We start from the raw sequence: 24,319 nt of genomic DNA on the forward strand, positions 1-24,319 counted from the left end.
AGTTTAGAGTTAAAAGTGTAAATAAACTCTAAACTTTGAACTTTTAACTTTACAATCTTAACTACTAACTTTAATTCCCTAAAACTTTTTCCACTTCTCCTTTCACAAATTCAAATGATAATTGAGAACAGGTTAATCCGTTTTGTCGTATAAAAACGGCATTTTCCTGTCGTCCATAACTTCCGGAATAAGGATTGTATTCCGAAAACTTGTCCAATGCTCCCATTAGTATCATCCCATATGTTCCGGTTGCATTGCCCAAATGAGAAGGCCCGCTATCCAAACCAATTAAATAACTGGCTCTTTTTATCACCTCTGCTGTTTCCAGGATTGATAGTTGTCCGCACAGATTCCGGTAAGATGCTGCTGTAACTAACAAGTTACTTTTTAGCCCGATTTCAACGATCTGGTAATTATATTGGTCTGCAAGCCAGTGGATAAGTTGCCGCCAGCGATCAGCCGGCCAGTCTTTGGGTGCATAATTAGACTGGCAATGAACGACAATATATGGTTTATCCAAACCCAGAGAATCAACCGTTTCTCTATGACTATCCTGTAAATTTACACATGGCTGATCGTCTGCGGGGAATAAAGTATGTGCAGGTATTAAATCTCCTGCCTGAGCAAATACCTCTAATAAATTCCCGAAATCCAGATAATTAAGTACACTGATCCCCCTTCTTTCCGCAACTGGATTTTCAACAGAAACCTGGCATTTGTTACAATGATTATTGTTCAAAAATTGCAATTCAAAGACTTTATCAAAAATGCCTGTACGCAATAATACCTTCCGCTGAGTTACACAGAATTCAGTAAAAGTTTCGTCAATTGAAGGGTTAAAATCAATAAGCTCGTGAAAAGAAGGCTTTACAAACCATACAATATGTGCATGAGGATAAAGCGACCTTACATATCTGGAAATAGGTTCGGCAGCAATAATGTCTCCAAAATGTTCAGTACGAATAATAGAGATAAGTTCCTGATTATCTTTTAGTCCGGCTTTTTTTAGTTTAAATCTGAGCCAATGAAAATAAGCCAGAAAATGAGCTTTGAAAATATGTGAATATTTATGATAGCGGTGTGTCCAGAGCTGGATAAATCTTTTTAAGGCCATTATTTAATCTTTTCCTGTAATGGCACAATTCCGGCCATTAAAGTGCGCAAGTTAATAATAATCCCTTTAAAGTGTTGGTTGCGCTACCACCGGGCACTACCTTTGATATTATAATTCTAAAAACATTATTCTATGAAGTTCATGATTCAGGCCGGCGGTATATTGGGTGCATTAGCAGTAGCGTTAGGTGCTTTTGGTGCTCATGCTTTAAAAGGAATGCTGGAAACATCCGGCAGATTGGAAACTTTTGAAACCGCAGTAAAATACCAGTTTTATCACGCTTTGGCCATGGTATTGGTCGGTATACTTATGCAGCGTGCAGGCGCAGATGCAGTACGTTTGTTAGGTTGGTCGGGAAATGCTTTTGCTATTGGTGTGATAATTTTTTCAGGGTCACTTTACGCGATTTGTTTTACAGGAATTACCAAATTTGGAGCCACTGCACCAATCGGAGGTTTAGCATTAATCGTCGGCTGGATACTTTTAATTATGGCGGCAGGAAAACTTGCCTGATTGTTACGGGTAAATTGTTAATTATTAATGGCTATTTAATAGAAATGCACCTCGTTTCCAGTCATTAAAATTTATCCTTAACCATTAAAAATCATCCTCTCGAAAGCGTAAATGGCCTTTGTGCATCTATTTTAAGGAAGATGAATAACAGGATAGAGAAAGACCATAACGATGACCCCCCATAACTGAAAAATGGAAGCGGAATCCCGATCACAGGCATCAGCCCGACCGTCATGCCGACGTTAACCAGAAAATGAAAGAAAATAATCCCGGCAACACAATACCCATAGACACGGGCAAAGCGGCTTCGCTGTCGTTCAGCCAGAACTACCAGGCGGGCGATCAGGGAGATAAACAATATTACCACCAATGCACTACCCAGAAATCCGTGTTCCTCGCCAACTGTACAGAAGATAAAATCAGTACTTTGCTCTGGTACAAAATCGAATTTCGTTTGTGTTCCCTGTAAAAATCCCTTCCCTGTAAATCGTCCCGAACCGATAGCAATTTTTGATTGAATTACATTCCAGCCAATGCCTCGTGGGTCAGAATCCGGATCAAGCAACACCATGATCCTTCCACGCTGGTGTTTCTGAAGGACATTGTTCATGAAAAAATCTACGCCAAAGACTACTCCGATCATTACTCCGGCTATCAGGATCGTTGCCCAAAGTCCTCCACGGCGACGTGTCATAACCGGCATGATCCAGATGGCAATACCTGCAATCAATATAATAGCCCCAGCAATATACCATTTGACAAACAGCAATGTAATAATAAGAAGTGCTGCCGTAACCATGCCAATTGCCGGAATTATACCAGGCATTCCTTCCCGGTATAATACGATTGCAAATGAAGCAAATACGAGCATAGAACCTGTCTCGTTAGACAGCAAAATTAAAAATGCAGGCAGCAGAATTATACCTATAATCGGATAATAATCTTTGAACTTCCGGGTCAGGCTTATAGCCGGATCGCTCAGATATTTGGATATAGCGAGACTGATTGCCAGTTTGGAAAATTCGGCCGGCTGTAGCGAAATAGCGCCAAATTTTATCCAGGAACGTGACCCGTTAATATTGGTACCGGCGAACAAAACAAGTATTAGAAAGAAAATGACAATGGCATAAATGATGAATGAAAAAGTTTCGTAAAACTTGTAATCAATCACCAGGATACAAATAATCAGTAACGCGGCAGTTCCAATCCACATTAATTGCTTTCCGGCATTGTTAGATAAATCAAATATACTGGTACGCACTTCCGGATTATAAACCGCAGCATAAATATTTACCCAACCTATTAAAAGACAGGCTATATAGATCAGTACTACTACCCAATCGACATTCTTTGTGATAGGTTTACCTTCTGACATCTTTTGAATTATTTTGATTTTTCAATAACATATTTATTTCCTGATTCACAAACATATTATCGGAGAAGTCTACTCTTGGTTGTATCGACGGTAATGGGTTTTGCCTGGCCAGTAATCACTACCTTTCCAAGAAAATTGGCTTCGAACATTTTTTTCTCCAGAGCTTTATTGGTGATTTTCCGTGTCAGGTATTTTTCTATGATTAAGTTGGCAATCGGCGCCGCTGCTGATCCTCCAGCTCCTGCGTTTTCTACAAAAACCGCAATTGCTATTTTAGGATCATCTATCGGAGCAAATGCAATAAAAATCGAGCTGTCATCTCCCTTCTTGTTTTGCGATGTTCCTGTTTTACCAGCAATCTGGATCCCTTCCACACGTGAGCGGCGCGCTGTTCCGCCTTCCACAGCTCCAAGCATTCCTTCTATGACCGGATCAAAATTGTGGGGAGAAACACCTGTTTCGTGGCGAACCTTGTATTTCTCATCAAGTTTCTTGTTGTCCCCCACTCCGGTTATTACATGAGGAGTATAGTAATAACCTCTGTTTGCAATAATAGCTGCAACGTTAGCCATCTTCAATGGTGTAATCAGAATTTCCCCTTCGCCAATACTAATCGAATAAATATTAGAAAATTTCCAGCGGTTTTCTCCATAAATTTTGTCGTAATAATTTTTATCCGGCAAATTCCCTTTTCTCTCACTTGGCAAATCAATACCAAGCTGCTGTCCGATACCAAATTTGCTGACACGGTCATGCCATTCCTGCAAACCTACGGCCGAGGCTTTGAACGTATTGGTAATATTATTGCTGTAAACAATTCTTCTGAAAACGTTATAAAAATATGGGTTACAGGAATGAGTTACGCCTAACGCAACTGTGGAAGTGGCAGGATGATTATGGCAATGCATCGGACAATTGGCATGGTTGAAACCGCTTCCCGGTGTAATAACACCTTCCTGAAGGCCAATCAATGCCTGTATTAATTTAAAAGTAGATCCCGGTCTGTAACTCGCCATAACAGGCCTGTTAAACAAGGGTTTGAACGGATTCTGGATCAACGCAGAATAATTCTTGGAGAAATAACGGTTTGCCAGTATTTTAGGATCATAAGTCGGAGCAGAAACCATTGATATAATTTCCCCTGTTTTAGGGTCAATGGCAACCACACTACCTACTTTGTTAACCATCAAACTATCAGCATATTGCTGGACTTCCAGATCAATTCCCGAATATAAGTTTGCTCCTGCTACGGCCATGGTATCCAATTCCCCGCCTTTCCACGGACCTTTATAAACACCGCTCACGTTTTGCATCACAAACTTTGTCCCACGTTTTCCACGCAGTTCATTCTCATATATCTTTTCAATCCCACTCTGGCCGATGTAATCACTTTGCCTGTAATACGGCTCTTCCTGCTTTTCAAGCTGTCCTTTTGTAATTTCACTCACATACCCAAGCGTATTGGCCAAGGTTGGAGCTGTGTAAGTTCGGAGGGAACTCTTAGCAAACTGAAAACCACCATAATCTACCATTACATCCTGAATGGAGGCAAAATCTTCTTTGGAAAGTTGTCGTAAAAATAAAGAAGGTTTTACGCGACTGTAAGCACTTGCGGCGGCCATTAAGCTATCGAAATCTCTTCTTTCAATGCCTAAAACTTTGCAAAACCGAAGGGTATCATCGACGCGGGCTTTATATGGAGTAACAAGTAAATCGTAAACAGGTGTGTTATATACGATCAGCTTTCCGGTGCGGTCATAAATCTGTCCACGGAAAGGTATCTCAATAACCCGTTTTATAGAATTACTGGATGATACAATGGAATAACTTTCATCCAGTACCTGTAAGTAAAAAAGTCGCGACAGGTATATTAAACCTATTATAACAAAAAATCCAATGATGACAAAGCGACGATTTTCAAGCATTCTGCACTAAATATTCCGGTTCTCTCAATTTTTCCACGAAGTTCGCGATATGTAAAGACATATCAAAGCAGATACATCCTGTTATTTGTAATTTTCCAAGACAGTTTTATGAATATAATTAAATAAAATTCATGTTACTCTCCCTTTGCTACAACCATAATCACATCCTCTTTATCCACTATAACGGCGCCCTCCGGCATTCCTTTCAATTTACGGACATATTTTTTTGGTGTGACAATTACAGGGCACAAACTATCTGTCTTTCTTTTTGAATAAAATGCGGCTAATTCTGCTGCACGTTCAATTACAGGAGAAGGGAATTTCTTTCCAGGCTGATTTTTGATAATAACATGTGAACCTGAAACGTCACGTGCGTGAAGCCATAAATCTTCTTTAAAAGCATATTGCTTTGTTAATACATCATTATTTTTTGCGTTACGGCCAATCAAAATGGTATAACCCATGAACTCTACTTTTTTGAAAAGTTCCGCAACAGTAACCGCATTGGAATTTACCGGTCCGTTCAATGCATTTGTTTTAATAAACGTCCTTAGTTCGCGCAAGATTTCTATTTTTTCAATAGCGGCAAGATATCCCTGCATTTTTATCTTTTCAGCCTCCCTGGCTTGCAGGCTGTCATTTAACCGTGAAAGCTCAATTTTCTCATTTTTAGATTTACGATAATAATTTTCCGCATTTTTCTGGGGTGACAAATCCTTTTTCAGTTTAATTTTTATAGGCTTGTCATGATAAAAATCAAACAACTCAATACTTTCAATCCTTGCCGGAATCTGATGCAAATTGGCCATGAGAATATTTGCCATTTCATCATTCCTGCCACCTTCTTCCAGTTGAACTAACTTTTTGAATGTATTTTCCAGATAATGATCGGTCTGCTGAATCCGCTTATTCAGAATCCTGATAATTTCAGCCTTTTCTTTCTCGATGCCATTAAGCCGGATATATGCATAATAAAAGGCATTTAATGCTTCTATAGGTTTATCATATTTAGCCTCAACCTCCCCTACTGACAATAGAGAAAGTGCAGGTGTAAGCTCTATTCTGGTAATATAAAACTCTGGTTTGCTCAAATCCTGTAAAAGATTCTGAATGATTTTCCAGCGCTTTTCAGGTACTGATTCCCCTTCTAATAATTTACGCAGATGCGTATTGACCAGTTTACCAAAAGTTGGAAAAAGTGTTTCGTGTCGTAAATCGCTTTGAATATATGCGTCAAAGGTCTGGTCGATAGACCGGTCAAGTGATGCAGGTGTCAGAGAATAATCCGCAGCAAGCTTGTTATTAAACAATTCCGTCACTTTATAATTGACATCAAAAGCAATTATATTGGATCTGTTCCCAAAAAGCTTAAATACCAATGTCTGGTTTCGAAACCTGATTTCAATTGCCCGTTCATTCAGAAACACGCGTACCCCGTTAACTTTTTGTCCGTAAAAACTGGTAAACAAATTGACGCTGTTTCGTCTTGCCCGGTCGAACTTATCAGGAAAACTAAGGCAGGCGAAATTGGATCGTAAAGTAGCCTTTATAAAAAAGGGATTTTGAAGAATTCCATCCGTTTCTGATTCAGCAAAAACCAGGATCAGTTCATCCTTCTCCTGACTGAAAGTTTCGATCAGTAATTTACCAGCCAGTTCAGTATGGAGCTGTGGAGCAAGTTTTTTTAAAAAATAATAATTCTGATGCAATTGAGTTTGGATTATACTTTATCTCCTCTGATTTTGAGGGCGATTATTTTATACATGCATTATTAAAATTATACAGTAAGCCCAATGAAAAAACGGCCCACAAGCCACAGAATTTATTTAATTTTCTAAAAATAAATTTCATCGACTGCTGATGTAACCTAAACCAGATCCAATACGAATTTGTGTCTTCTTACTTCCTCCAAAAGCCCGTTTCTATCCAGCCAGTCAGCATTATAATACGTATTCATGTATCTGTCTCCGGAATCGCATATCAGAGTTACAATCGAACCTGATTCTCCCTTTGCTTTCATTTCTCTTGCCAACTCTATTACACCAAAAAAATTGGTTCCTGTTGATCCTCCAACTCGTTTATTGAGAAGAGAAGTAAGCGTTAACATTGCTGCAAAACTACCTGCATCCGGCACCTGAATCATGTGATCTACAACATTGCGCAAAAATGACGGCTCTACCCTGGGCCGGCCAATTCCTTCTACCCGCGAACCAAATTCACTGCAAAGTTCTGTATCATTATTTTTCCAGTATTCATAAAAAACCGAACGTTCAGGATCAACCACGCAAATCTGGGTATCATGTTGTTCATACCGTACGTAACGCCCCAATGTAGCGGAAGTTCCTCCTGTTCCAGCTCCGGTAACTATCCAGCGCGGCACAGGATGAGCTTCATGTTTCATCTGTCGGAAAATGGATTCCGCAATATTATTATTTCCCCGCCAATCCGTCGCACGTTCAGCAAAAGTGAACTGATCCATAAAATGACCGCCAGTCTCCTTCGCAATCTGGTGTGAAACTGCGTATACTTCTGCAGGATGATCTACATAATGACACTTTCCGCCGTAGAATTCAATAGCCTGTATCTTATCCGGACTTGTTGATTTTGGCATAACCGCGATAAACGGCAATCCAAGCAATTTGGCAAAATAAGCTTCTGAAACCGCGGTAGATCCACTGGACGCTTCCACAATTGTAGTTCCTTCCTGAACCCAGCCATTACAAATAGCATACAAAAAAAGAGAGCGTGCTAACCTGTGTTTCAAACTACCGGATGGATGGGTCGATTCGTCTTTAAAATAAAAATCAATATCCGGAAATGATTGTAATTTCAAAAAGATCAGGTGTGTGTCTGCGGAACGCTGGTAATCGGCTTCAACCTTTGAAACTGCGCTACCGACCCAGGTATGCCTGGGATTTTGAAATGTTGTGTGGTTCATTAATGATGTTTGCTGACCAGGAATAACTTCCAAATCAATAATATATTATCGTTCGTATTTTCCCTTAGTTCCCTTAAAATAGGTTGTATTTATAACTCTACTACCAACCAGTCGTAAGCCAGTCTTACATGTGCAGGCAATTCGTTTTCAATATCTGCATGTTTACCTAATCTATGGCTCATATGTGTCAGATAAGCTTTCGGGATGTTTAATTTTTCAATCAGGGCAAGCGATTGAGATAAGGTTAAATGAGATAAATGTGGTTCTTTTTGCAGAGTATCCAACACCAGGACTTTTGACCCCTTAATCTTTTCCTGCTCATCATCCGAAATGTAACTCGTGTCTGTTATGTAAGTGAAATCTCCGACACGGTAGCCATATACACGGAGTTTGTAATGCATTACCTCAATAGGAATAAATGTTACCCCTTCAATATCAAAAGGCTTGTTTTCAATAGCATGCAATTCAAAATGTGGCACACCGGGATAACGGTGTTCGCTGAAAGCATAAGCAAATTCAATTTTGATCTGATCCAAAACCTCCTGCCGGCCATAAAGAGGAATATCAATCTGCTGCCGGTGATTAAAGGCACGGATGTCATCCAACCCTGCAGTATGATCCTTATGCTGATGGGTAAAAATAGCAGCATCCACTTCACGTACATGAGCACGAAGCATTTGCTGACGAAAATCAGGACCAGTATCAATAATGAATGATTTCCCGTCAACCTGTATCCAGATTGATGTACGTAATCTTTTGTCGCGTGGATCGGTAGAACGGCAAACGGCACAATCACAAGCAATAACGGGTATTCCTTGTGATGTGCCGGTTCCTAAAAAGTAATCTTCATTCGAGATTATTCTGTCAAATGCGCGACCACCTCAACAAGACGGTCGAAATTTAATGGTTTCATAAGCGCATCATCAAAGCCTGCTGCTTTAAAATCTTCGTCTGAATAATTTTTCGCATTACCTGTTATCGCTACAATTGGCGTTTTAGCTTTTTTAACGTCTGCAAGTTTACGGATGCTTTTTGCACATTCCATACCATCCATTACAGGCATGTTGATATCCAATAATATTATATCAAAATCTTCTTTTTCAAGAAGTTGTAACACTTGTTCTCCATTTTTCACGGAAGTAATTTCATAGTGCTGAAATTCCAGAATCTTCCTTGCCAGATTTTGAATTACTGAACTGTCTTCGGCAATGAGTACTCGCTTTGTGTATGACATATGATGAATCAAATATTGTGTTTAATAATTAGTAAGGTCAATTTATGCATATTTCAATCAGCAATACAAATCAGGATGCGTTGAAGTGCCAAAATTATCATAAAAAAGTAAATAAACATCCTATACATTTTCAAACATGCGTTTCAGATGTAAGTTTGCAATTCTTTTATCAATTCACCGAACTGCTATGTTTAAAAATAAAGTAATCCGATGGAGCACAATTCTGATGCTGATCGCAGTCCTGACCTATTTTTTTATTGAAAATTTTTCCAAATCCCAAGATCAGGATCTTGCCTCAACCAATCCGGAACAATATATCGCCAAAATAACCAAAGAACGAACGGCAAAAGATGAGCTTTTCAGAAACGGGCCGGATTCACCTATTACGGATAAAGAAAATTTTCATGGGCTGCATTATTTTAAAGTAAACCCAGAATTCCGGGTAAAAGCAAACATAACTCCATATACAAAGGATGATAAAGAATTGGTTATCAGATACACTGACAGCACTTCCGAAAAATACGAGCGTTATGGCTATGCGAATTTCACCATCAATGGGAAGGCCCATAAATTGCTTTTACTTAAAAACGAAGGAGTAATATCCGTTCTTTTCAAAGATGAAACCAATGGTCAGGAAACATATGGCGGCGGTAGGTATCTGGATTATCCGGTTTCCGAAATCAAAAACAATACGGTTGTTCTGGATTTTAATAACGCATATAATCCATACTGCGCTTATCAGCCTACTTATGCCTGTCCGGTACCACCATCGGAAAATACGCTTCCAATCGCTATTTGGGCAGGTGAACAAACCGAAGATGGTTCGCACTAATAATATTTATGTTACTAGAAACTTAGTTTGAACGAAACAAAAAGTTTTTGCTAATTCAACCCTTTCCGTGCTCATCAAACTTAAATCACTAATTTTGTAAAGTTTCACGAAAAGTAAAATAAGAAAATTAACACAGAGAGTACATAGGTTACTTATGGTTTAACTTCTTCCGAAGAATTTGTGTTAAGTGAGTACAAAAAGTAATTATCACCGTAATAATATCTTATCTATAGGAAAAGCGAAGTTATTAAAAGGTATCGTCCTGCTATTTTTCGCTGCTTTCTGAATTTTAAAATACCCGCATGAAAATTTCTTATAAGTGGTTAAAAGAATTAATTGAAATTACAGAAACTCCGGAGGAGATTGGCAATTTACTGACTGCTACCGGATTGGAAGTCGAAAATATTGAAGAAATTGAATCCATCAAAGGTGGATTAAATGGTGTTGTAATTGGTGAAGTCCTTACTTGTGAAAAACATCCAGAAGCAGACCGCCTGAAAGTCACCACTGTTGATGTTGGACTTGAACAGCCACTTGCCATAGTCTGCGGAGCGGCTAATGTTGCAGCCGGGCAAAAAGTAGTAGTTGCTTTGGTTGGTTCTGTGTTATACCCTACCGGAAGTGATCAGCCTTTGGTATTAAAGAAATCAAAAATCAGGGGTGCTTTGTCGGAAGGTATGATTTGTGCCGAAGACGAATTGGGGCTTGGCTCTTCTCACGATGGCATTTTGGTATTGGAAACGACTCTGCCAAACGGAACTCCGGCGTCCGAATATTTTGGTATTTCTTCTGATTATTTAATTGAAATCGGTTTGACTCCAAACCGGGCAGACGCCGCTTCGCATTTTGGTGTAGCCAGGGACCTGAAAGCCGTATTAGGACGTGCAATAAATTTACCATCAGTTGATAATTTTAAAATCGACAATCAGGCACTTCCCATTCAGGTGCGGGTTGAAAACGATGAAGCCTGCCCAAGATACGCCGGATTAACAATTTCAGGCTTAAAGGTTGGTAATTCGCCGGAATGGCTGAAACTTAAATTGCAAACAATCGGCATTCGTTCTATCAATAATATTGTCGATGTTACCAATTATATATGCCATGAGCTGGGGCAACCGATGCATGCTTTCGATGCTGCAAAAATTATCGGAAACGAGGTTGTAGTCAGGACTGTTACCGCTGGTACCGTTTTTAAAACCCTGGATAGTCTGGACAGAAAACTGACTGATGCTGACCTGATGATTTGCAATACTGAAAACCCCATGTGCATTGCTGGTGTATTTGGTGGATTTGATTCTGGCGTTACGGCTGAAACAACTGCTATATTTTTGGAATCAGCTTACTTTTCACCTGTTTGGGTGCGTCGTACTGCCCAGCGTTTTTCTCTTTAAGACGGATTCTTCTTTCCGCTTCGAACGTGGAACAGACCCTAACATGCCGTTATATGCGTTAAAAAGAGCGGCATTATTAATTCAGGAAGTGGCCGGTGGTGATGTATCGTCCGACATTACTGATATTTATCCAGCTCCGGCTGAAGATTTCCGGGTTAAAATGAGCTATCGGAATATTGACAGGCTTATAGGTAAGTCAATTGAGAAAACCCGGATTGAAACGATCCTTCTGGATTTGGATATTTCTATTGAAGATCGTGATGAAAAAGGTTTTACGGCGGTGGTACCTCCGTATCGCGTGGATGTGCAGCGCGAAGCCGATGTGATCGAAGAAATCCTACGCATTTATGGATTCAGTCAGGTTGAATTATCCGCTGCACTAAGCTCGGATTACATTTCCGATTTCCCGGTTAATGATCCTGAAAAGCTGCGTATGAGAGTTTCAGAACTATTGGCAGCTAATGGCTTCAATGAGATGATTAACAACTCTCTTACAAAACCTGAATACCAGGAATATTTGGGAGAAGAAGCGGTTGCAACTTCGGTGAAAATCCTGAACTATCTGAGCGAGGACCTTTCTGTGATGCGCCAGACCTTATTATTTTCCGGCTTAGAGGTAATTGCTTACAATAGCAACCGACGTCAGCGTGATCTCAAATTGTTTGAATTTGGAAAAACTTACCATCAGATTGAAGGTAAATACGTAGAAAAAGAAAGATTATCTGTATTTCTTTCGGGTAATATTCAAGAAGAAAGCTGGCTGGAAAAGTCCCGTGAAGTAACATTTCATGATCTTGCAGCAATGGTAAACCAGATATTATCTTCAATGAAAGTGCGGAATGTGGAAAAACAGGATGCTGCCGCTACTATTTTTCAATATGGCCAGACTCTCACTTTAAATCGTAAGCCAGTTGTTACATTTGGTTTATTAAAGCCTTTAATTGCTAAGAAAACAGACATTAAAGCATCAGTTTTTTATGCAGATTTTGACTGGGAGTATATTCTTAAACAATACAGTTCAGCGGTTAAATTTAATGAAGTCTCTAAATTTCCTGAGGTAAGAAGAGATCTTTCTCTGGTAGTTGACAAAAAAATCACTTTTGAAGAATTGCGTCAGATCGCGTACAAAACGGAAAAGCAGCTGCTCCGTTCAGTAAATGTATTTGATGTGTATGAAGGTGCAAATCTGGAAGGAAGAAAATCTTATTCTATCAGCTTTGTTTTACAGGACGATCAGCAAACTCTTACCGACAAAGTAATCGACAAATCCATGTCGAGGCTGATTTCTACGTATGAAAGAGAATTAAATGCCGTGATCAGAAAGTAAAAAATGAACAGGATCTGCCGTTAGTATTTGAAATGTACTAATTCCAAAAATCCAGGAATATCTTAAATAAGTGTTTTCTATTTCATTTTAAAATAATTTTTTAATAAAAAAGCAAGATTTAGTACTCACACTAAAAACGCAGGACAGATAAATGGAAAGAAGCAGTTCACGTTCAATAGAGCTTAAATTGACCGATTTGGAAAGAAAATTGGAAATTTTGATCAATACAAAAGAGAATCTAAGTTGGTCAGTCTCAGAATTGCAGCGTGAAAATGCTGAACTCCGCTTATCGAACATTAAACTAAAGGAAGAAGCTAAGGAAACAAAGAAAAAATACAGTACTTTAGAAAAAGACTTTAATAAGTCTAAAAGTTTCGCTAAAATTGTCTCCAGTAAACTGACACCAACGGGCGGATTAGCCGAACTGAAAGATTCAGTTGAACGATATATACAAGAGATCGATAAGTGCATAGAAATGCTTGAAGATACCTTATGAAAAAACATAATATACCTAATCCTGATGTCTCTGTCTTTATAAAACTGTTAGACAGGGGTTTCAAGCTGAGTGTACCGGCTGATCAGGAAAAATATTACAGGGAAGGTTATGAGCATTTCATGCAACGCGTAAAGCAGCATAAATCAAAGACAAACGGATACGATGATATTGAGGCAATTGGCCTTACTGCCATTGAATGCATGGTTGCATTACAGCGAATTCGTGAACAGATGGATGGGTTGGTTGAGGCATTTCAGGAAAGAATAGATAAACTTGATACCGCTGTTACCAATGCAATTGAAAGCTAAGCAAGTGTATTGTTCAGAATAAACCATATTTTGTAAAGCTTAATAAAATCTAATTAATCTTTGGTCTGAAAATCAGTCTTTTTAAAATCGTTCAGCGATAAAACTTTCGGCATTTAACGCTCAGGTAGTCGGCCAAACCCAACTATTTGTAAACATTACATAAAATGCCAGATTCATCCATTTTCATTGTCCTCTTATCCAGCATTATTGCTGTTGGTGTAGGGATATTCGCAGGTAAATATATTTTTCGGAAGTCTTACGATCAAAAAGAAAAAGAGGCCCAGGAACGCGCTGCTGATATTCTTCGCAACGCGGAACTTTCCGCTGAAAATATCAAAAAAGACCGTATTCTAGAAGCAAAAGAAAAGTATTTACGCCTTAAAACAGAGTTTGAAGAAGACGCGAACAAAAAAAGAGTGATCCTTCAAACTAACGAGCAAAAGCTTAAACAACGCGAGCAAACACTAAATCAGACAGTTGAGCAGAATAAGCGTAAGGAAAACGAGCTGGATGCGCTGAAAACTAATCTGTCGCAGCAGCTTGAAACGGCTACTAAAAAGCGTGAAGATGCCGAAAAGGCATTGCAACAACAGGTAGCCCAACTTGAAAAAATTGCTAATCTTACGGCAGACCAGGCACGTGAACAACTCGTAGATGCATTAAAAGCCGAAGCAGATACAAGAGCTGGCTCTTATGTAAAAAGTGCCATGGAAGAAGCCAGATTAACTGCAACTAAAGAAGCCAAAAAAATCGTAATTGAAACCATTCAGCGGACCGCTGCTGAACATGCCATTGAAAACTGTGTATCAGTTTTTAACATTGAAAATGATGATATCAAAGGCAAGATCATTGGACGGGAAGGCCGGAACATACGTGCCCTTGAAGCTGCAACAGGAGTTGAGATCATTGTTGATGATACACCGGAAGCAATTGTAATATCAGGATTTGATCCGGTAAGACGTGAAATAGCTCGCCTTGCACTACACCGTCTTGTACAGGATGGTCGTATCCATCCGGCTCGTATTGAAGAAGTTGTAGCCAAAACCCGTAAGAATATTGACGACGAAATTGTAGAAATCGGAGAACGTACAGTCATTGACATGGGCATACACGGATTACATCCTGAGCTCGTAAAAATGATTGGCCGTATGCGTTTCCGTTCATCTTACGGACAGAATTTGTTACAGCATTCGCGTGAAGTAGCAAAGCTTTGTGCAACTATGGCAGCCGAATTGGGGTTAAATACAAAACTGGCTAAACGGGCTGGTTTATTACACGATATTGGTAAAGTGTGGCCCGAAGAATCTGATCTGCCGCATGCTATTCTTGGGATGGAACTTGCTAAAAAATACAAGGAAAATCCGGAAGTCTGCAATGCGATCGGGGCTCACCACGATGAAATCGAAATGACCAGTATGCTCTCGCCCATCATTCAGGTTTGTGATGCAATTTCAGGCTCACGTCCCGGAGCGCGCCGTGAAATGATGGAGTCGTATATTCGACGTTTGCGTGACCTTGAGGCTATGGCTTTGTCCTTTGATGGCGTTGAAAAATGCTATGCGATACAGGCGGGAAGAGAATTACGTGTGATTATTGATGCAGACAATGTATCGGATGAAAAAGCAGGAATGCTTTCTTTTGACATTTCCCAGAAAATAGAAAAAGAAATGCAATATCCCGGACAGATAAAAATCACTGTTATCCGTGAAATGCGTTCAGTCGCATATGCGAGATAACCCAAACAAATATCAATGACATACTCAAAGCTTACAAGTTCAGAGCTGTTGCATATACAATCTCTTGGCGAACTAAAAAAAGCAGGTTATGAATCTCGTTCCATTAAACAGGAGTTGCGTGACAACCTGATAGAAAAGATTAAAAACAAGCAAAATATATTTCCGGGCATTTGGGGTTACGAAGAAACAGTAATTCCTGACGTTGAACGTGCAATATTATCCATGCACAATATCAATTTTCTCGGGCTTCGGGGACAAGCAAAAACCAGGATTGCAAGGATGATGGTAAATCTGCTGGACGAGTACATTCCGTACATCAAAGGCTCAGAATTACATGATGATCCATTGCTTCCATTAACGAGGTATTCAAAAGATATTCTTGAGCAATACGGAGACAATACGATTATTGAATGGCTGCACCGGGATGAAAGATACACCGAAAAACTTGCTACTCCCGATGTTTCTGTTGCCGATCTGATTGGTGATGTAGATCCTATTAAAGCTGCCACTTTAAAATTACCGTACTCAGACGAACGAGTTATTCATTATGGATTGATTCCACGTTCACACAGAGGAATATTTGTTATCAATGAGCTTCCCGATCTTCAGGCACGTATCCAGGTTGCTTTATTTAATATTTTGCAGGAAGGCGATATTCAGATCCGTGGATTTAAGCTTCGTTTACCTTTGGATATTCAGTTTATCTTTACGGCCAATCCGGAAGATTATACCAATCGCGGAAGTATTGTAACACCATTGAAAGACCGTATTGAAAGCCAGATCGTAACACATTATCCCAAAACGATCGAAACAGGCAAAAGAATTACAGAACAGGAAGCGGACGTTAAAAAAGAACAAAAAGAAGCTATTGTTGTCAATGAACTCATCAAAACGCTGATTGAACAAATTGCGTTTGAAGCGAGAGAAAGTGAATATGTAGACAGTAAAAGCGGCGTTTCTGCACGGTTAACTATTTCTGCATATGAAAGCCTGTTAAGTACTGCTGAAAGAAGATCTTTAATTAATTCGGAAGAATCGACCTATGTACGGATTTCGGATTTATACGGAGTCGTTTCCTCCATTTGCGGTAAAGTCGAGCTTGTATATGAAGGAGAAGTTGAGGGACCTGTAATTGTTGCTCAAAATCTGATCGGAAAAGCAATTCGCACGCAGTTTCTAAACTTTTTCCCTGATCCGGAAAAGTCTAAAAAGAGCAAAATTAATCCGTACGCCAAAGTTATAGAATGGTTTGGCGGTGGAAACGAAATGGAAATGATCGGCGATATGACTGATCGTGAATATGCGGCCAGGCTAAAAACCATCGACGGTCTGGATGATTTTGTTGATATGCTTAGTGCATATAGCAGTGAAAATGAAAAACTGTTTATGATGGAATTTGCACTGCACGGCATGGCCGAATTCTCTTTGATTGGAAAACAATCTTTGGATCAGGGTATGAAGTTTCAGGATTTGGTAAGCAGTATGTTCTCTGGGCCGGGAGACGAAGATTATGACTTTGATGACGATGATGATACAAAGCCATTTTAATAAATAAAATATCTTACAAATGTAAAATGCCACTGAAATTCAGTGGCATTTTACATTTATTCTATTTCTGAATTTATTCTGCTTCGCCTTCATCTTTGATGTTCGGCTCACTTGTATCAATCAGCAAATCCGGTTCATTATTTACCTTCCCGCGTACTTTTGCTTCCAGTTCATCCATTAGCTCAGGATTATCTTTAATAAGTGCTTTTACTGCATCACGTCCCTGTCCTAAACGATTACCGTCATAGCTGAACCATGAACCCGCTTTCTTAACGATTTCAAGCTCAACTGCAAGGTCAATAATTTCACCAACTTTGGAGATCCCTTCACCATACATAATATCAAACTCTACAACTTTGAACGGAGGGGCCACCTTATTTTTAACAACCTTCACACGAGTACGGTTACCAAGAATAGCATCTGCACTTTCCTTAATTTGTCCAACTCGGCGAATATCAAGCCTTACAGATGCATAATATTTCAATGCATTACCACCAGTTGTAGTTTCAGGATTACCAAACATTACACCGATTTTTTCACGAAGCTGGTTGATAAAGATACAGCAACATCCTGTTTTACTGATCACACCTGTTAGTTTACGTAATGCCTGTGACATCAAACGAGCCTGAAGACCCATTTTGCTATCTCCCATTTCGCCTTCCAATTCCGCACGTGGTACTAAAGCAGCCACAGAGTCAATCACAATAATATCCACTGCACCACTGCTTATAAGATGCTCAGTAATTTCAAGTGCCTGCTCACCACTATCTGGCTGGGATATCAAAAGGTTACTTGTATCAATACCTAATTTTTCTGCGTAAGCCCTGTCAAATGCGTGTTCTGCGTCAATAAATGCTGCAAGTCCGCCTCTCTTTTGCGCTTCGGCAATGCAATGCATAGACAAAGTGGTTTTACCAGATGATTCAGGGCCATAAATTTCAACGACACGGCCACGAGGTAAACCTCCTACCCCAAGAGCCAGATCCAATCCAAGTGATCCTGTTGAAATAACAGGGATATCCAATACCTTGGTATCACTCAAGCGCATTACTGTTCCTTTACCGTAAGTTTTGTCCAGTTTCTCGAGCGTAGTCTGAAGTGCCTTTAACTTGTTGTCCTTATCGGTTGTTGTTGCTGCTGCCATACTATAAGAAAAGTAGTTGATTTGTACAAAAATAGTGTTAAATAATAGCCAGAACCAAATATAACTGCTTCTGGTTGATATGTAAATTTAACCTTTTTCAGATACATTTGAAAGACATCCTTTTTGATTCGATGCCTGCCTTTCTACCTGATTAAAGTAATACAAAAATACTAAAAGATAATTTCAGTAACAAATAATTGATACAAATAATATCAATTATTTGTTACTGAAATCGAAAATTTAACAATAATAATTTAAAACAAAAACAACCTGGTTATCAGGTTGTCCCATAAACATTTTAGTTACATAAGGTAATTCCATCATTTCTGTGTGGTATTACATAATATCCATTCCCGAAACAATTCCTGGTGCAGCATTGAATATTGATTTAAACTATATGTAAATATTAAAACATGCAATACATTTGTTTAAGTAACAGCAGATAAACCAAGGGTAGTGTGTTAAAAAAAATATTGCTTGCAGTTGTAATCATCCTACTGATATCAGGACTCTACTACCGCGATTTGGTAAGCTATGGATGGATGCAGGCAAGAGGGCAAATCGGTATATTATTAAATGTGCAGGAGGTTCAGGAAGTGTTAAGTGATCCTGCTTTCCCGGATTCGCTTAAAGCACGGGTTCGTTTGATTGAAGAAATAAAGAAATTCGGTGTTGACTCATTAGGATTGACTCCTTCCAGATAACTATACTACCTTCTACAATCAGCATGGGAAACCGTTGATTTGGGTCATAACCGCATCGGACCGATATCGTATTAAAGCCTATCAATGGCAATTTCCAATTGTAGGAACATTTCCCTACAAAGGTTATTTTGACTCTACAAGAGCAGTAAGAGAAGAGAAAGTATTAATACAAAACGGATACGACACTGATATCGGCGAAGTATCAGCGTGGTCAACCCTGGGTTATCTGAAAGATCCTATCTTATCCAGTATGCTGCGACGAAAAGAAGGAAGCCTGGCCAATCTGATTCTGCACGAACTGACGCATGGAACACTTTTTGTAAAAAATAACCTCGAACTAAATGAAAATCTCGCAAGCTTTGTCGGGGATTTGGGAGCTATCCGTTTTTTGAAGCAAAAATATGGTCCTGAATCAAAAGAATTACGTATATACGAATATTCAAAGAAATATAACGATGCTTATTCGCAGCATATACTTAGAGGAATAGGTAAAATGGATAGCTTATACAGCACTTTTGGAAATAGTATGAAACCGGAACCGGGAAAAGATTCATTGAAGAAAAGTAGAATTTTAAAAATTCTTAATGATGCAGACACACTTCTGGGCAATAAAAAAACGTTGAAAGCCAACAGCTACTGGCATAACCATCCATTACCTAACAATGCCTTTTTTATCAGTTATCAGACTTATAAATCAAAACAAAACATTTTTCGAAATGAGTATGAAACCCGGTTTGGCAGAGATTTTAAGAAATACCTAGGTTATTTGAAACAAAAATACTCTTCTCTGTAATTATAAATATTTGGCATGAACAAAATACTCATCTCATTAATTGTCGTATCAGTTATTCTCTTTATTTCTTTTAAACAATTTGAATTGCACAGAGTTGTTCCTAACAGAAGTTTCGGATTTGGCGAAAAGGTTGAATACCGGGTTCACTATGGGTTTATTAATGCCGCTGAAGCGAAAGTAGAAGTAGATAAAAAAATCACCATGGTCAACAACAGGCCATGTTATAAAATAAATGTTTATGGACGCACTGTCGGCCCGTTTGATCTAATAACCAGAGTTCGCGATACCTGGCGTTCCTATATTGATACGTCCGCTATCCTTCCACATGCTTTTTACCAGAGCGTACAGGAGAATAAATACAGAAAAGAAGAGACAACTGTATTTAACCATGACAGGGATCAGGCCGTTTCGAGCAAAAAAGATGAGTCAAAAACTTACAACGTTCCTAATAATATACATGACATCGTTAGTGGTTATTTCTTCTTACGTACGCTCAATTTTGATAAAATAACAGAAGGTGAGGTAATAGAAGTACCTACATTTTTTGATGGAGAAATTTACAAATTAAAAATCCGGTATGTAGGAAAGGACGTGATCAAAACTAAATTCGGCAAAACAAGGGTTTTACGATTAAATCCGCTTATTCCCGATAATAAGCTATTTAAAGGTGAAGGTGCCATGCGTCTTTGGGTTTCGGATGATGCCAATAAAATCCCCCTGAAAGTGAAGGTAGAGTTAGTTATAGGATCTTTGGAAATGGATATAAAATCGTATAAAGGATTGCGGAAAGATCTTATCTGGTTTTAAGCAAAAGGTTTTTTCGAAAATGCTGGATTTGCTTCAATGGAAACGGGAGATCATTTTTTTGAATTTCAAAGAAAGGCTTCGTTTCCCCACCAAAACTTTTATAAAAATCAGAAACAGAATCTATTTCAGGGCTTTCAAAATCAAAATGCATATTACTTCCGGCGTTTCTTTCGAAGAATTTATTCAAAAGATAAGTTCTGCCATTTCCCTTTCGCCCTATTTCATCAGCCGCATTAAATAAGTAAACTGCTTTACTGCCTCTCTTGACAAACAATGCCCCGGCATGAATAACACCATCTGAAACTGCATACCAGATTTCAGCATAATTTTTAGAAATTAACTTCTGAGTTAACACTGTTAGAATTTGATATGCCTGAGAACTTACACCACTTCTGATTCTGTGTGCATGATGTTTCTCAAATAATTCAATCAATGGTAATAAATCTTCACTTCGTTCCATCGTCCATATAAATTCGCCCGCTTTCCTAAGATTTGATTTCCTATCTGTATTATATCCGTTTTGAATTACTTCAATGGAATTATTCAGTGAAAGCCAATAAGTATGATTTAATTTAAAATTGAGAGCAGGAAACTTGGGTAAAACAGCCAGAATCACTGAATGATTATGCGGATGGAAGCTGTATGTCGAGATGTAGGAAAAGTGACTGGAAAGAATTGTTAGAAAATCAATTGTTTGCTGTTCGGTAAGCTCATTCCTGGAAAATATCCCAAGGTACTGACAAAAGAAAGGTTGCTGGATGACATTAATATAACACTTATTCCTGATTGGAAGAGGCATTACAATCTGAAAATCATCATCCGCCGGCCAGACTATCGCATTCCATTCTTCACAAACTATATCCAGGTACCAGCTAAATCCATAGATAATACTTTGCCGAGAGCAGGTTATCAGTTCATCCCATTGCCGGTCATTTATCTGAGAACGAGTTAGCAGAACAGGGGTCAAGGAAGTAGAAACTAGTTTACAGTATTGAGTTCAAGGAATGCGTCAATCAACTTTAAGGAAGAAATGTCTTTTGTTTCTATTTAAAATAACTACGCAATTTCTGCAGTGTTTCTTCCACGTCCGGCGTTTCGTCCATCAGAAGATTAATGCTTTGAATTGAATGGATAACGGTACTATGATCGCGACCTCCAAAATGATAACCTATTGATTTTAAAGGTAGTTCTGTATATTCTTTTGCCAGAAACATAGCAAGCTGCCGGGGATAAACCACTTCTTTCTTCCTGCTTTTACTTTTAAGATCTGCGATTGTTACCTGAAAATAATCTGCAATCACTTCCTGAATCGTATCAATAGTGACTTCCTTATCTTCATTCATTACAATATTGCGCAATGTACTTTTCGCAAGTTCTACGTCGATTTCCCGCCTTGTTAAGGAAGCCTGTGCCATAAGTGATACAATTACACCTTCAAGCTCTCTAACGTTGGAATTTACACTATGTGCAACGTATTCGATCACATCGTAATCAATCGAAATTCCTTCTGACTGAATTTTCTTTTGAATGATAGCAATACGGGTCTCGAAATCCGGTGTTTGGAGATCAGCAGTAAGCCCCCATTTAAAACGGGAAAGCAACCTATCCTGCAATCCTACAAGTTCTCGGGGCGGACGGTCACTCGTCATGATAATTTGCTTGCCGAGCTGATGCAGGTGATTAAAAATATGGAAGAAAGTGTCCTGTGTCTTTTCCTTTCCTGACAAAAACTGTACGTCATCAATTGCCAGGACATCCACTTTCATGTAAAAGTCGTTGAAGTCCTGCAACGTATTGTTTTTGATAGAATTTATGAACTGATTGGTAAACTTTTCCGACGATACATACAGCACCAGTTTGTTATCAAAATGGTTCATGATGTAGTTTCCGATGGCCTGAACCAAATGTGTTTTCCCTAAACCAACACCACCATACATCATCAGCGGATTGAAAGAAGTAAGTCCGGGGCGTTGGGCAACAGCAAATCCGGCCGATCTAGCCAAACGGTTACAATCCCCTTCAATAAAATTATCAAATGAATAGTTCGGGTTCAGATAAGTATCCAGATTCATCGAATCGTGGTCTTTTAACTTTATAGTAGGAACTAAACGGGGATCAGTAGAAAAATTGTCAGGTTTAGATGCATTAGGCGACTTCTGGGTAGAAACATTCATTGTCAAAGGCTGATGTTTATCATTTCCTTTGTCAACGATGATAGAATATTCCAGAAGCCCGTCACGGCCAATGGCATAATCCAGGGCTTTTCTCAGAAGATTCACGTAATTATCTTCCAGCCATTCGTAAAAAAACTGGCTGGGAACTTGTATAGTAAGCACTTTACCATAAAGCTTTAACGGACGTATGGGTTCAAACCACGTCTTAAAGCTTTGCTCAGGTATATGCTGCTGAATTACCCTCAGGCATGCGTCCCAAATTTGGTCTACTTCTCTGTATGTGCTTACTCTTTCCAATGTAAAATAACCCGAAGTCAGAATGTCAAAAATCAAATGGGACGGCAAAGATATAAAAATACCTGATCTGTGCAGGCGAAACCAATATTCAATTTAATACCAACCTCAATGATAACCAAGCCAAACACTAAATCTATTTCAATATTCAGCCATCGGTAAGTCGACAATTCATATTGCTTAGTGCTTCAATTATGTAAATTCAAATTTGTAGTTTTGCTAAGATACGCTTAGATTTATAAAGGTCACATCAACACTTTGCAGATTATGTCCGAAAATATATTTTCAGAATTTTCTCCTTCCAATAAAACCTCCTGGAAAAGGCAGGCTGAAAAAGAATTGAAAGGATCTGTTGATGAGCTTAAAAATATCAAAATTACGGGCACAGAATATGCAGAGCCATATCTAACATTGGAAGATTTGGATTGGATTCAGGTTAAAGACATACAAAACTGTCAAAAAAAATCACCTGGCTGGCTGAATATCCCCATGATCAAATGGAGTAATTCTGCATCAGTTAATTCAAAAATGATCAATGCCTTATCCAATGGTGCACAAGGCATTCTGCTGGATATTAAAAATATAGAACCTGCTAAATGTGAATTTCAAAAACTACTTCATGGTGTAAGATTAAGTGACACACCGGTTTATTTTGAAACTGAACAAAACGGAAATATTATTTTTGACCTGATTTCAAAAGGTGCAGGATATTATATTAAAGGAGGCATTGCATACGATCCTGTTGCAAACTGGATGCGGTCGGGGCAGGATTACCGTAACGCTTTCCATGAAATTTCAGCATTGTCAAAAAAGACAAAAAATATGCATGAATTTTTTCCCGTTATGGTAGAAAGTCATGTTTACCACAATGCGGGTGCAACTCCGGTGCAGGAGCTTGCATATATGACGGCAGTGATGGTAACTTATTTAGATGTTCTTACTGACGCCGGCATATCTCCTTTACAGGCCATAAACCGCTTCTTTTTTCAATTTCTATTGGAACAGATTATCTGACTGAAATTGCCAAATTGAGGGCATTTCGATTTCTTTACCAAAAGGTTAGCCGTGCGTATCAGTTACCAGACAATCTTTGCCACGCATTTGTCCACACTTGTACTTCTTCCTTTCTTAACACTGAACAACTACCACATAACAACATGAGCCGTTCAACATCTGAGGCTATGAGCGCTGTTGTAGCAGGTTGTAACGCTTTAACTGTAAAACCATTTAATCATACTTTTGCTGAACCAAATCATTTCTCGGAACGCATTGCCCGAAATGTTTCCTTGATCATATCCGGTGAAAGCTATGTAAACCAGGTTGCAGATCCGTCCGCCGGTTCTTATTTCATTGAAAATCTTACATTGAAATTAGCAGATGCCGCCTGGGAATTGTTTCTTCAATTAGAAAAAAAGGGGGAATTATTCCTGCATTTGAAAACGGGATTATTCAGGAGGAAATAGAAAAAGCATGGATTGAGAAACTTAATTCTCTAAATGATGATCGGATAATAATTGGCGTCAATAAATATTGTTCGGATGAAACACCAATTCAAAAAGCTGTGTCAGGTGATTATGCTAAAAATGCAGTAAATCAGCTTCGGACTTTACCCGACAGAAACCTGTCTGAGAGCTGGAATGAATCAAAAATCAGTATGCATCAATAA

Annotated in this window: 21 protein-coding genes and 2 pseudogenes; 13 read left to right on the forward strand and 10 right to left on the reverse strand. The window is 38.9% G+C overall.

The window, feature by feature from the left end:
• Positions 1 to 70: 70 nt before the first annotated feature.
• Positions 71 to 1,114, reverse strand: coding sequence for a glycosyltransferase family 9 protein (locus KZC02_RS05040; RefSeq protein ID WP_221393115.1), 1,044 nt, complete (start codon positions 1,112 to 1,114; stop codon positions 71 to 73).
• Between the two features lie 132 nt (positions 1,115 to 1,246).
• Here KZC02_RS05040 and KZC02_RS05045 point away from each other — a divergent pair, with 132 nt between their 5' ends.
• Positions 1,247 to 1,627 (forward strand): DUF423 domain-containing protein, encoded by a 381-nt coding sequence (locus KZC02_RS05045; protein ID WP_221393116.1) that lies wholly within the window; start codon positions 1,247 to 1,249, stop codon positions 1,625 to 1,627.
• Between the two features lie 91 nt (positions 1,628 to 1,718).
• Here KZC02_RS05045 and rodA read toward each other — a convergent pair whose 3' ends face one another.
• From rodA to KZC02_RS05070, 5 genes are all read right to left on the reverse strand, one after another.
• Positions 1,719 to 3,002, reverse strand: a complete 1,284-nt coding sequence (rodA, locus tag KZC02_RS05050) for a rod shape-determining protein RodA (protein WP_221393117.1) — start codon at positions 3,000 to 3,002, stop codon at positions 1,719 to 1,721.
• Between the two features lie 56 nt (positions 3,003 to 3,058).
• Complete coding sequence (mrdA, locus tag KZC02_RS05055) at positions 3,059 to 4,927, reverse strand: penicillin-binding protein 2 (RefSeq protein WP_221393118.1); 1,869 nt, start codon at positions 4,925 to 4,927, stop codon at positions 3,059 to 3,061.
• 134 nt (positions 4,928 to 5,061) lie between these two features.
• Complete coding sequence (locus tag KZC02_RS05060; RefSeq protein WP_221393119.1) at positions 5,062 to 6,636, reverse strand: NFACT RNA binding domain-containing protein; 1,575 nt, start codon at positions 6,634 to 6,636, stop codon at positions 5,062 to 5,064.
• 158 nt (positions 6,637 to 6,794) lie between these two features.
• Entirely contained in the window at positions 6,795 to 7,865 is a 1,071-nt protein-coding gene (locus KZC02_RS05065) for a PLP-dependent cysteine synthase family protein (RefSeq protein ID WP_221393120.1), read from the reverse strand.
• Positions 7,866 to 7,954: 89 nt separating this feature from the next.
• Entirely contained in the window at positions 7,955 to 8,605 is a 651-nt protein-coding gene (locus tag KZC02_RS05070) for an MBL fold metallo-hydrolase (protein ID WP_229254450.1), read from the reverse strand.
• Here KZC02_RS05070 and KZC02_RS32440 point away from each other — a divergent pair.
• Entirely contained in the window at positions 8,574 to 8,708 is a 135-nt protein-coding gene (locus KZC02_RS32440; protein ID WP_255637260.1) for a hypothetical protein, read from the forward strand. The two genes, KZC02_RS05070 and KZC02_RS32440, sit on opposite strands and share 32 nt — an antisense overlap.
• Positions 8,709 to 8,721: 13 nt before the next feature.
• On the opposite strand, the gene KZC02_RS05075 is transcribed toward KZC02_RS32440, so the two are convergent.
• Positions 8,722 to 9,099: a response regulator gene (locus tag KZC02_RS05075; protein WP_221393121.1), complete on the reverse strand. Its 378-nt coding sequence runs from the start codon at positions 9,097 to 9,099 to the stop codon at positions 8,722 to 8,724.
• 187 nt (positions 9,100 to 9,286) lie between these two features.
• On the opposite strand from KZC02_RS05075, the gene KZC02_RS05080 reads away from it, so the two are divergent.
• From KZC02_RS05080 to KZC02_RS05105, 6 genes and pseudogenes are all read left to right on the forward strand, one after another.
• Positions 9,287 to 9,931, forward strand: a complete 645-nt coding sequence (locus KZC02_RS05080) for a DUF1684 domain-containing protein (protein WP_221393122.1) — start codon at positions 9,287 to 9,289, stop codon at positions 9,929 to 9,931.
• Between the two features lie 302 nt (positions 9,932 to 10,233).
• Positions 10,234 to 12,649 (forward strand): annotated as a pseudogene (pheT, locus tag KZC02_RS05085) (phenylalanine--tRNA ligase subunit beta).
• Positions 12,650 to 12,800: 151 nt separating this feature from the next.
• Positions 12,801 to 13,145: a hypothetical protein gene (locus KZC02_RS05090; RefSeq protein WP_221393123.1), complete on the forward strand. Its 345-nt coding sequence runs from the start codon at positions 12,801 to 12,803 to the stop codon at positions 13,143 to 13,145.
• On the forward strand, positions 13,142 to 13,453 hold the full coding sequence (locus tag KZC02_RS05095) for a cell division protein ZapA (RefSeq protein ID WP_221393124.1): 312 nt from the start codon (positions 13,142 to 13,144) through the stop codon (positions 13,451 to 13,453). Before KZC02_RS05090 ends, KZC02_RS05095 begins: the two co-directional genes overlap by 4 nt.
• 164 nt (positions 13,454 to 13,617) lie before the next feature.
• The gene (rny, locus tag KZC02_RS05100) at positions 13,618 to 15,189 is read left to right on the forward strand and encodes a ribonuclease Y (protein ID WP_221393125.1); all 1,572 of its coding nucleotides are present in this window, start codon (positions 13,618 to 13,620) and stop codon (positions 15,187 to 15,189) included.
• 15 nt (positions 15,190 to 15,204) lie between these two features.
• A complete protein-coding gene (locus KZC02_RS05105) occupies positions 15,205 to 16,737 on the forward strand; it encodes a sigma 54-interacting transcriptional regulator (RefSeq protein ID WP_221393126.1) in 1,533 nt (510 codons plus the stop codon).
• Positions 16,738 to 16,810: 73 nt separating this feature from the next.
• Here the strand turns inward: KZC02_RS05105 and recA are convergent, their stop codons facing one another.
• Positions 16,811 to 17,881 (reverse strand): recombinase RecA, encoded by a 1,071-nt coding sequence (recA, locus tag KZC02_RS05110; protein ID WP_221393127.1) that lies wholly within the window; start codon positions 17,879 to 17,881, stop codon positions 16,811 to 16,813.
• A 458-nt stretch (positions 17,882 to 18,339) separates the two neighbouring features.
• Here recA and KZC02_RS32810 point away from each other — a divergent pair, with 458 nt between their 5' ends.
• From KZC02_RS32810 to KZC02_RS05120, 3 genes are read left to right on the forward strand one after another with little or no spacing between them, the layout of a single operon-like run.
• Positions 18,340 to 18,585 (forward strand): aminopeptidase, encoded by a 246-nt coding sequence (locus KZC02_RS32810; protein WP_310590405.1) that lies wholly within the window; start codon positions 18,340 to 18,342, stop codon positions 18,583 to 18,585.
• Between the two features lie 34 nt (positions 18,586 to 18,619).
• Positions 18,620 to 19,378, forward strand: a complete 759-nt coding sequence (locus tag KZC02_RS05115) for an aminopeptidase (RefSeq protein ID WP_310590406.1) — start codon at positions 18,620 to 18,622, stop codon at positions 19,376 to 19,378.
• 15 nt (positions 19,379 to 19,393) lie between these two features.
• The gene (locus KZC02_RS05120) at positions 19,394 to 20,185 is read left to right on the forward strand and encodes a DUF3108 domain-containing protein (protein WP_221393128.1); all 792 of its coding nucleotides are present in this window, start codon (positions 19,394 to 19,396) and stop codon (positions 20,183 to 20,185) included.
• Here KZC02_RS05120 and KZC02_RS05125 read toward each other — a convergent pair.
• Together KZC02_RS05125 and dnaA are read right to left on the reverse strand one after the other, a co-directional pair.
• On the reverse strand, positions 20,172 to 21,152 hold the full coding sequence (locus KZC02_RS05125) for a GNAT family N-acetyltransferase (protein WP_221393129.1): 981 nt from the start codon (positions 21,150 to 21,152) through the stop codon (positions 20,172 to 20,174). The two genes, KZC02_RS05120 and KZC02_RS05125, sit on opposite strands and share 14 nt — an antisense overlap.
• A 76-nt stretch (positions 21,153 to 21,228) precedes the next feature.
• Entirely contained in the window at positions 21,229 to 22,689 is a 1,461-nt protein-coding gene (dnaA, locus tag KZC02_RS05130) for a chromosomal replication initiator protein DnaA (protein ID WP_229254451.1), read from the reverse strand.
• A 492-nt stretch (positions 22,690 to 23,181) separates the two neighbouring features.
• Here dnaA and KZC02_RS31470 point away from each other — a divergent pair.
• Both KZC02_RS31470 and KZC02_RS33225 read left to right on the forward strand, forming a co-directional pair.
• Positions 23,182 to 24,116, forward strand: a pseudogene (locus KZC02_RS31470) (methylmalonyl-CoA mutase family protein).
• Complete coding sequence (locus KZC02_RS33225; RefSeq protein WP_409014280.1) at positions 24,101 to 24,319, forward strand: hypothetical protein; 219 nt, start codon at positions 24,101 to 24,103, stop codon at positions 24,317 to 24,319. Before KZC02_RS31470 ends, KZC02_RS33225 begins: the two are co-directional and overlap by 16 nt.

This window comes from Dyadobacter sp. NIV53 (assembly GCF_019711195.1).
Taxonomy (GTDB): Bacteria; Bacteroidota; Bacteroidia; order Cytophagales; family Spirosomataceae; genus Dyadobacter.

Bases quoted from the DNA above. Each gene is read 5' to 3' on its own strand.
- KZC02_RS05090 (WP_221393123.1), top strand. From the start codon at position 12,801: ATGGAAAGAAGCAGTTCACGTTCAATAGAGCTTAAATTGACCGATTTG.
- KZC02_RS32440 (WP_255637260.1), top strand. From the start codon at position 8,574: ATGAATGATTTCCCGTCAACCTGTATCCAGATTGATGTACGTAATCTT.
- KZC02_RS05095 (WP_221393124.1), top strand. From the start codon at position 13,142: ATGAAAAAACATAATATACCTAATCCTGATGTCTCTGTCTTTATAAAA.
- KZC02_RS05045 (WP_221393116.1), top strand. From the start codon at position 1,247: ATGAAGTTCATGATTCAGGCCGGCGGTATATTGGGTGCATTAGCAGTA.
- rodA (WP_221393117.1), bottom strand. From the start codon at position 3,002: ATGTCAGAAGGTAAACCTATCACAAAGAATGTCGATTGGGTAGTAGTA.
- mrdA (WP_221393118.1), bottom strand. From the start codon at position 4,927: ATGCTTGAAAATCGTCGCTTTGTCATCATTGGATTTTTTGTTATAATA.
- KZC02_RS05120 (WP_221393128.1), top strand. From the start codon at position 19,394: ATGAACAAAATACTCATCTCATTAATTGTCGTATCAGTTATTCTCTTT.
- KZC02_RS05080 (WP_221393122.1), top strand. From the start codon at position 9,287: ATGTTTAAAAATAAAGTAATCCGATGGAGCACAATTCTGATGCTGATC.
- KZC02_RS05105 (WP_221393126.1), top strand. From the start codon at position 15,205: ATGACATACTCAAAGCTTACAAGTTCAGAGCTGTTGCATATACAATCT.
- recA (WP_221393127.1), bottom strand. From the start codon at position 17,881: ATGGCAGCAGCAACAACAACCGATAAGGACAACAAGTTAAAGGCACTT.
- rny (WP_221393125.1), top strand. From the start codon at position 13,618: ATGCCAGATTCATCCATTTTCATTGTCCTCTTATCCAGCATTATTGCT.
- KZC02_RS05040 (WP_221393115.1), bottom strand. From the start codon at position 1,114: ATGGCCTTAAAAAGATTTATCCAGCTCTGGACACACCGCTATCATAAA.
- KZC02_RS05075 (WP_221393121.1), bottom strand. From the start codon at position 9,099: ATGTCATACACAAAGCGAGTACTCATTGCCGAAGACAGTTCAGTAATT.
- KZC02_RS05065 (WP_221393120.1), bottom strand. From the start codon at position 7,865: ATGAACCACACAACATTTCAAAATCCCAGGCATACCTGGGTCGGTAGC.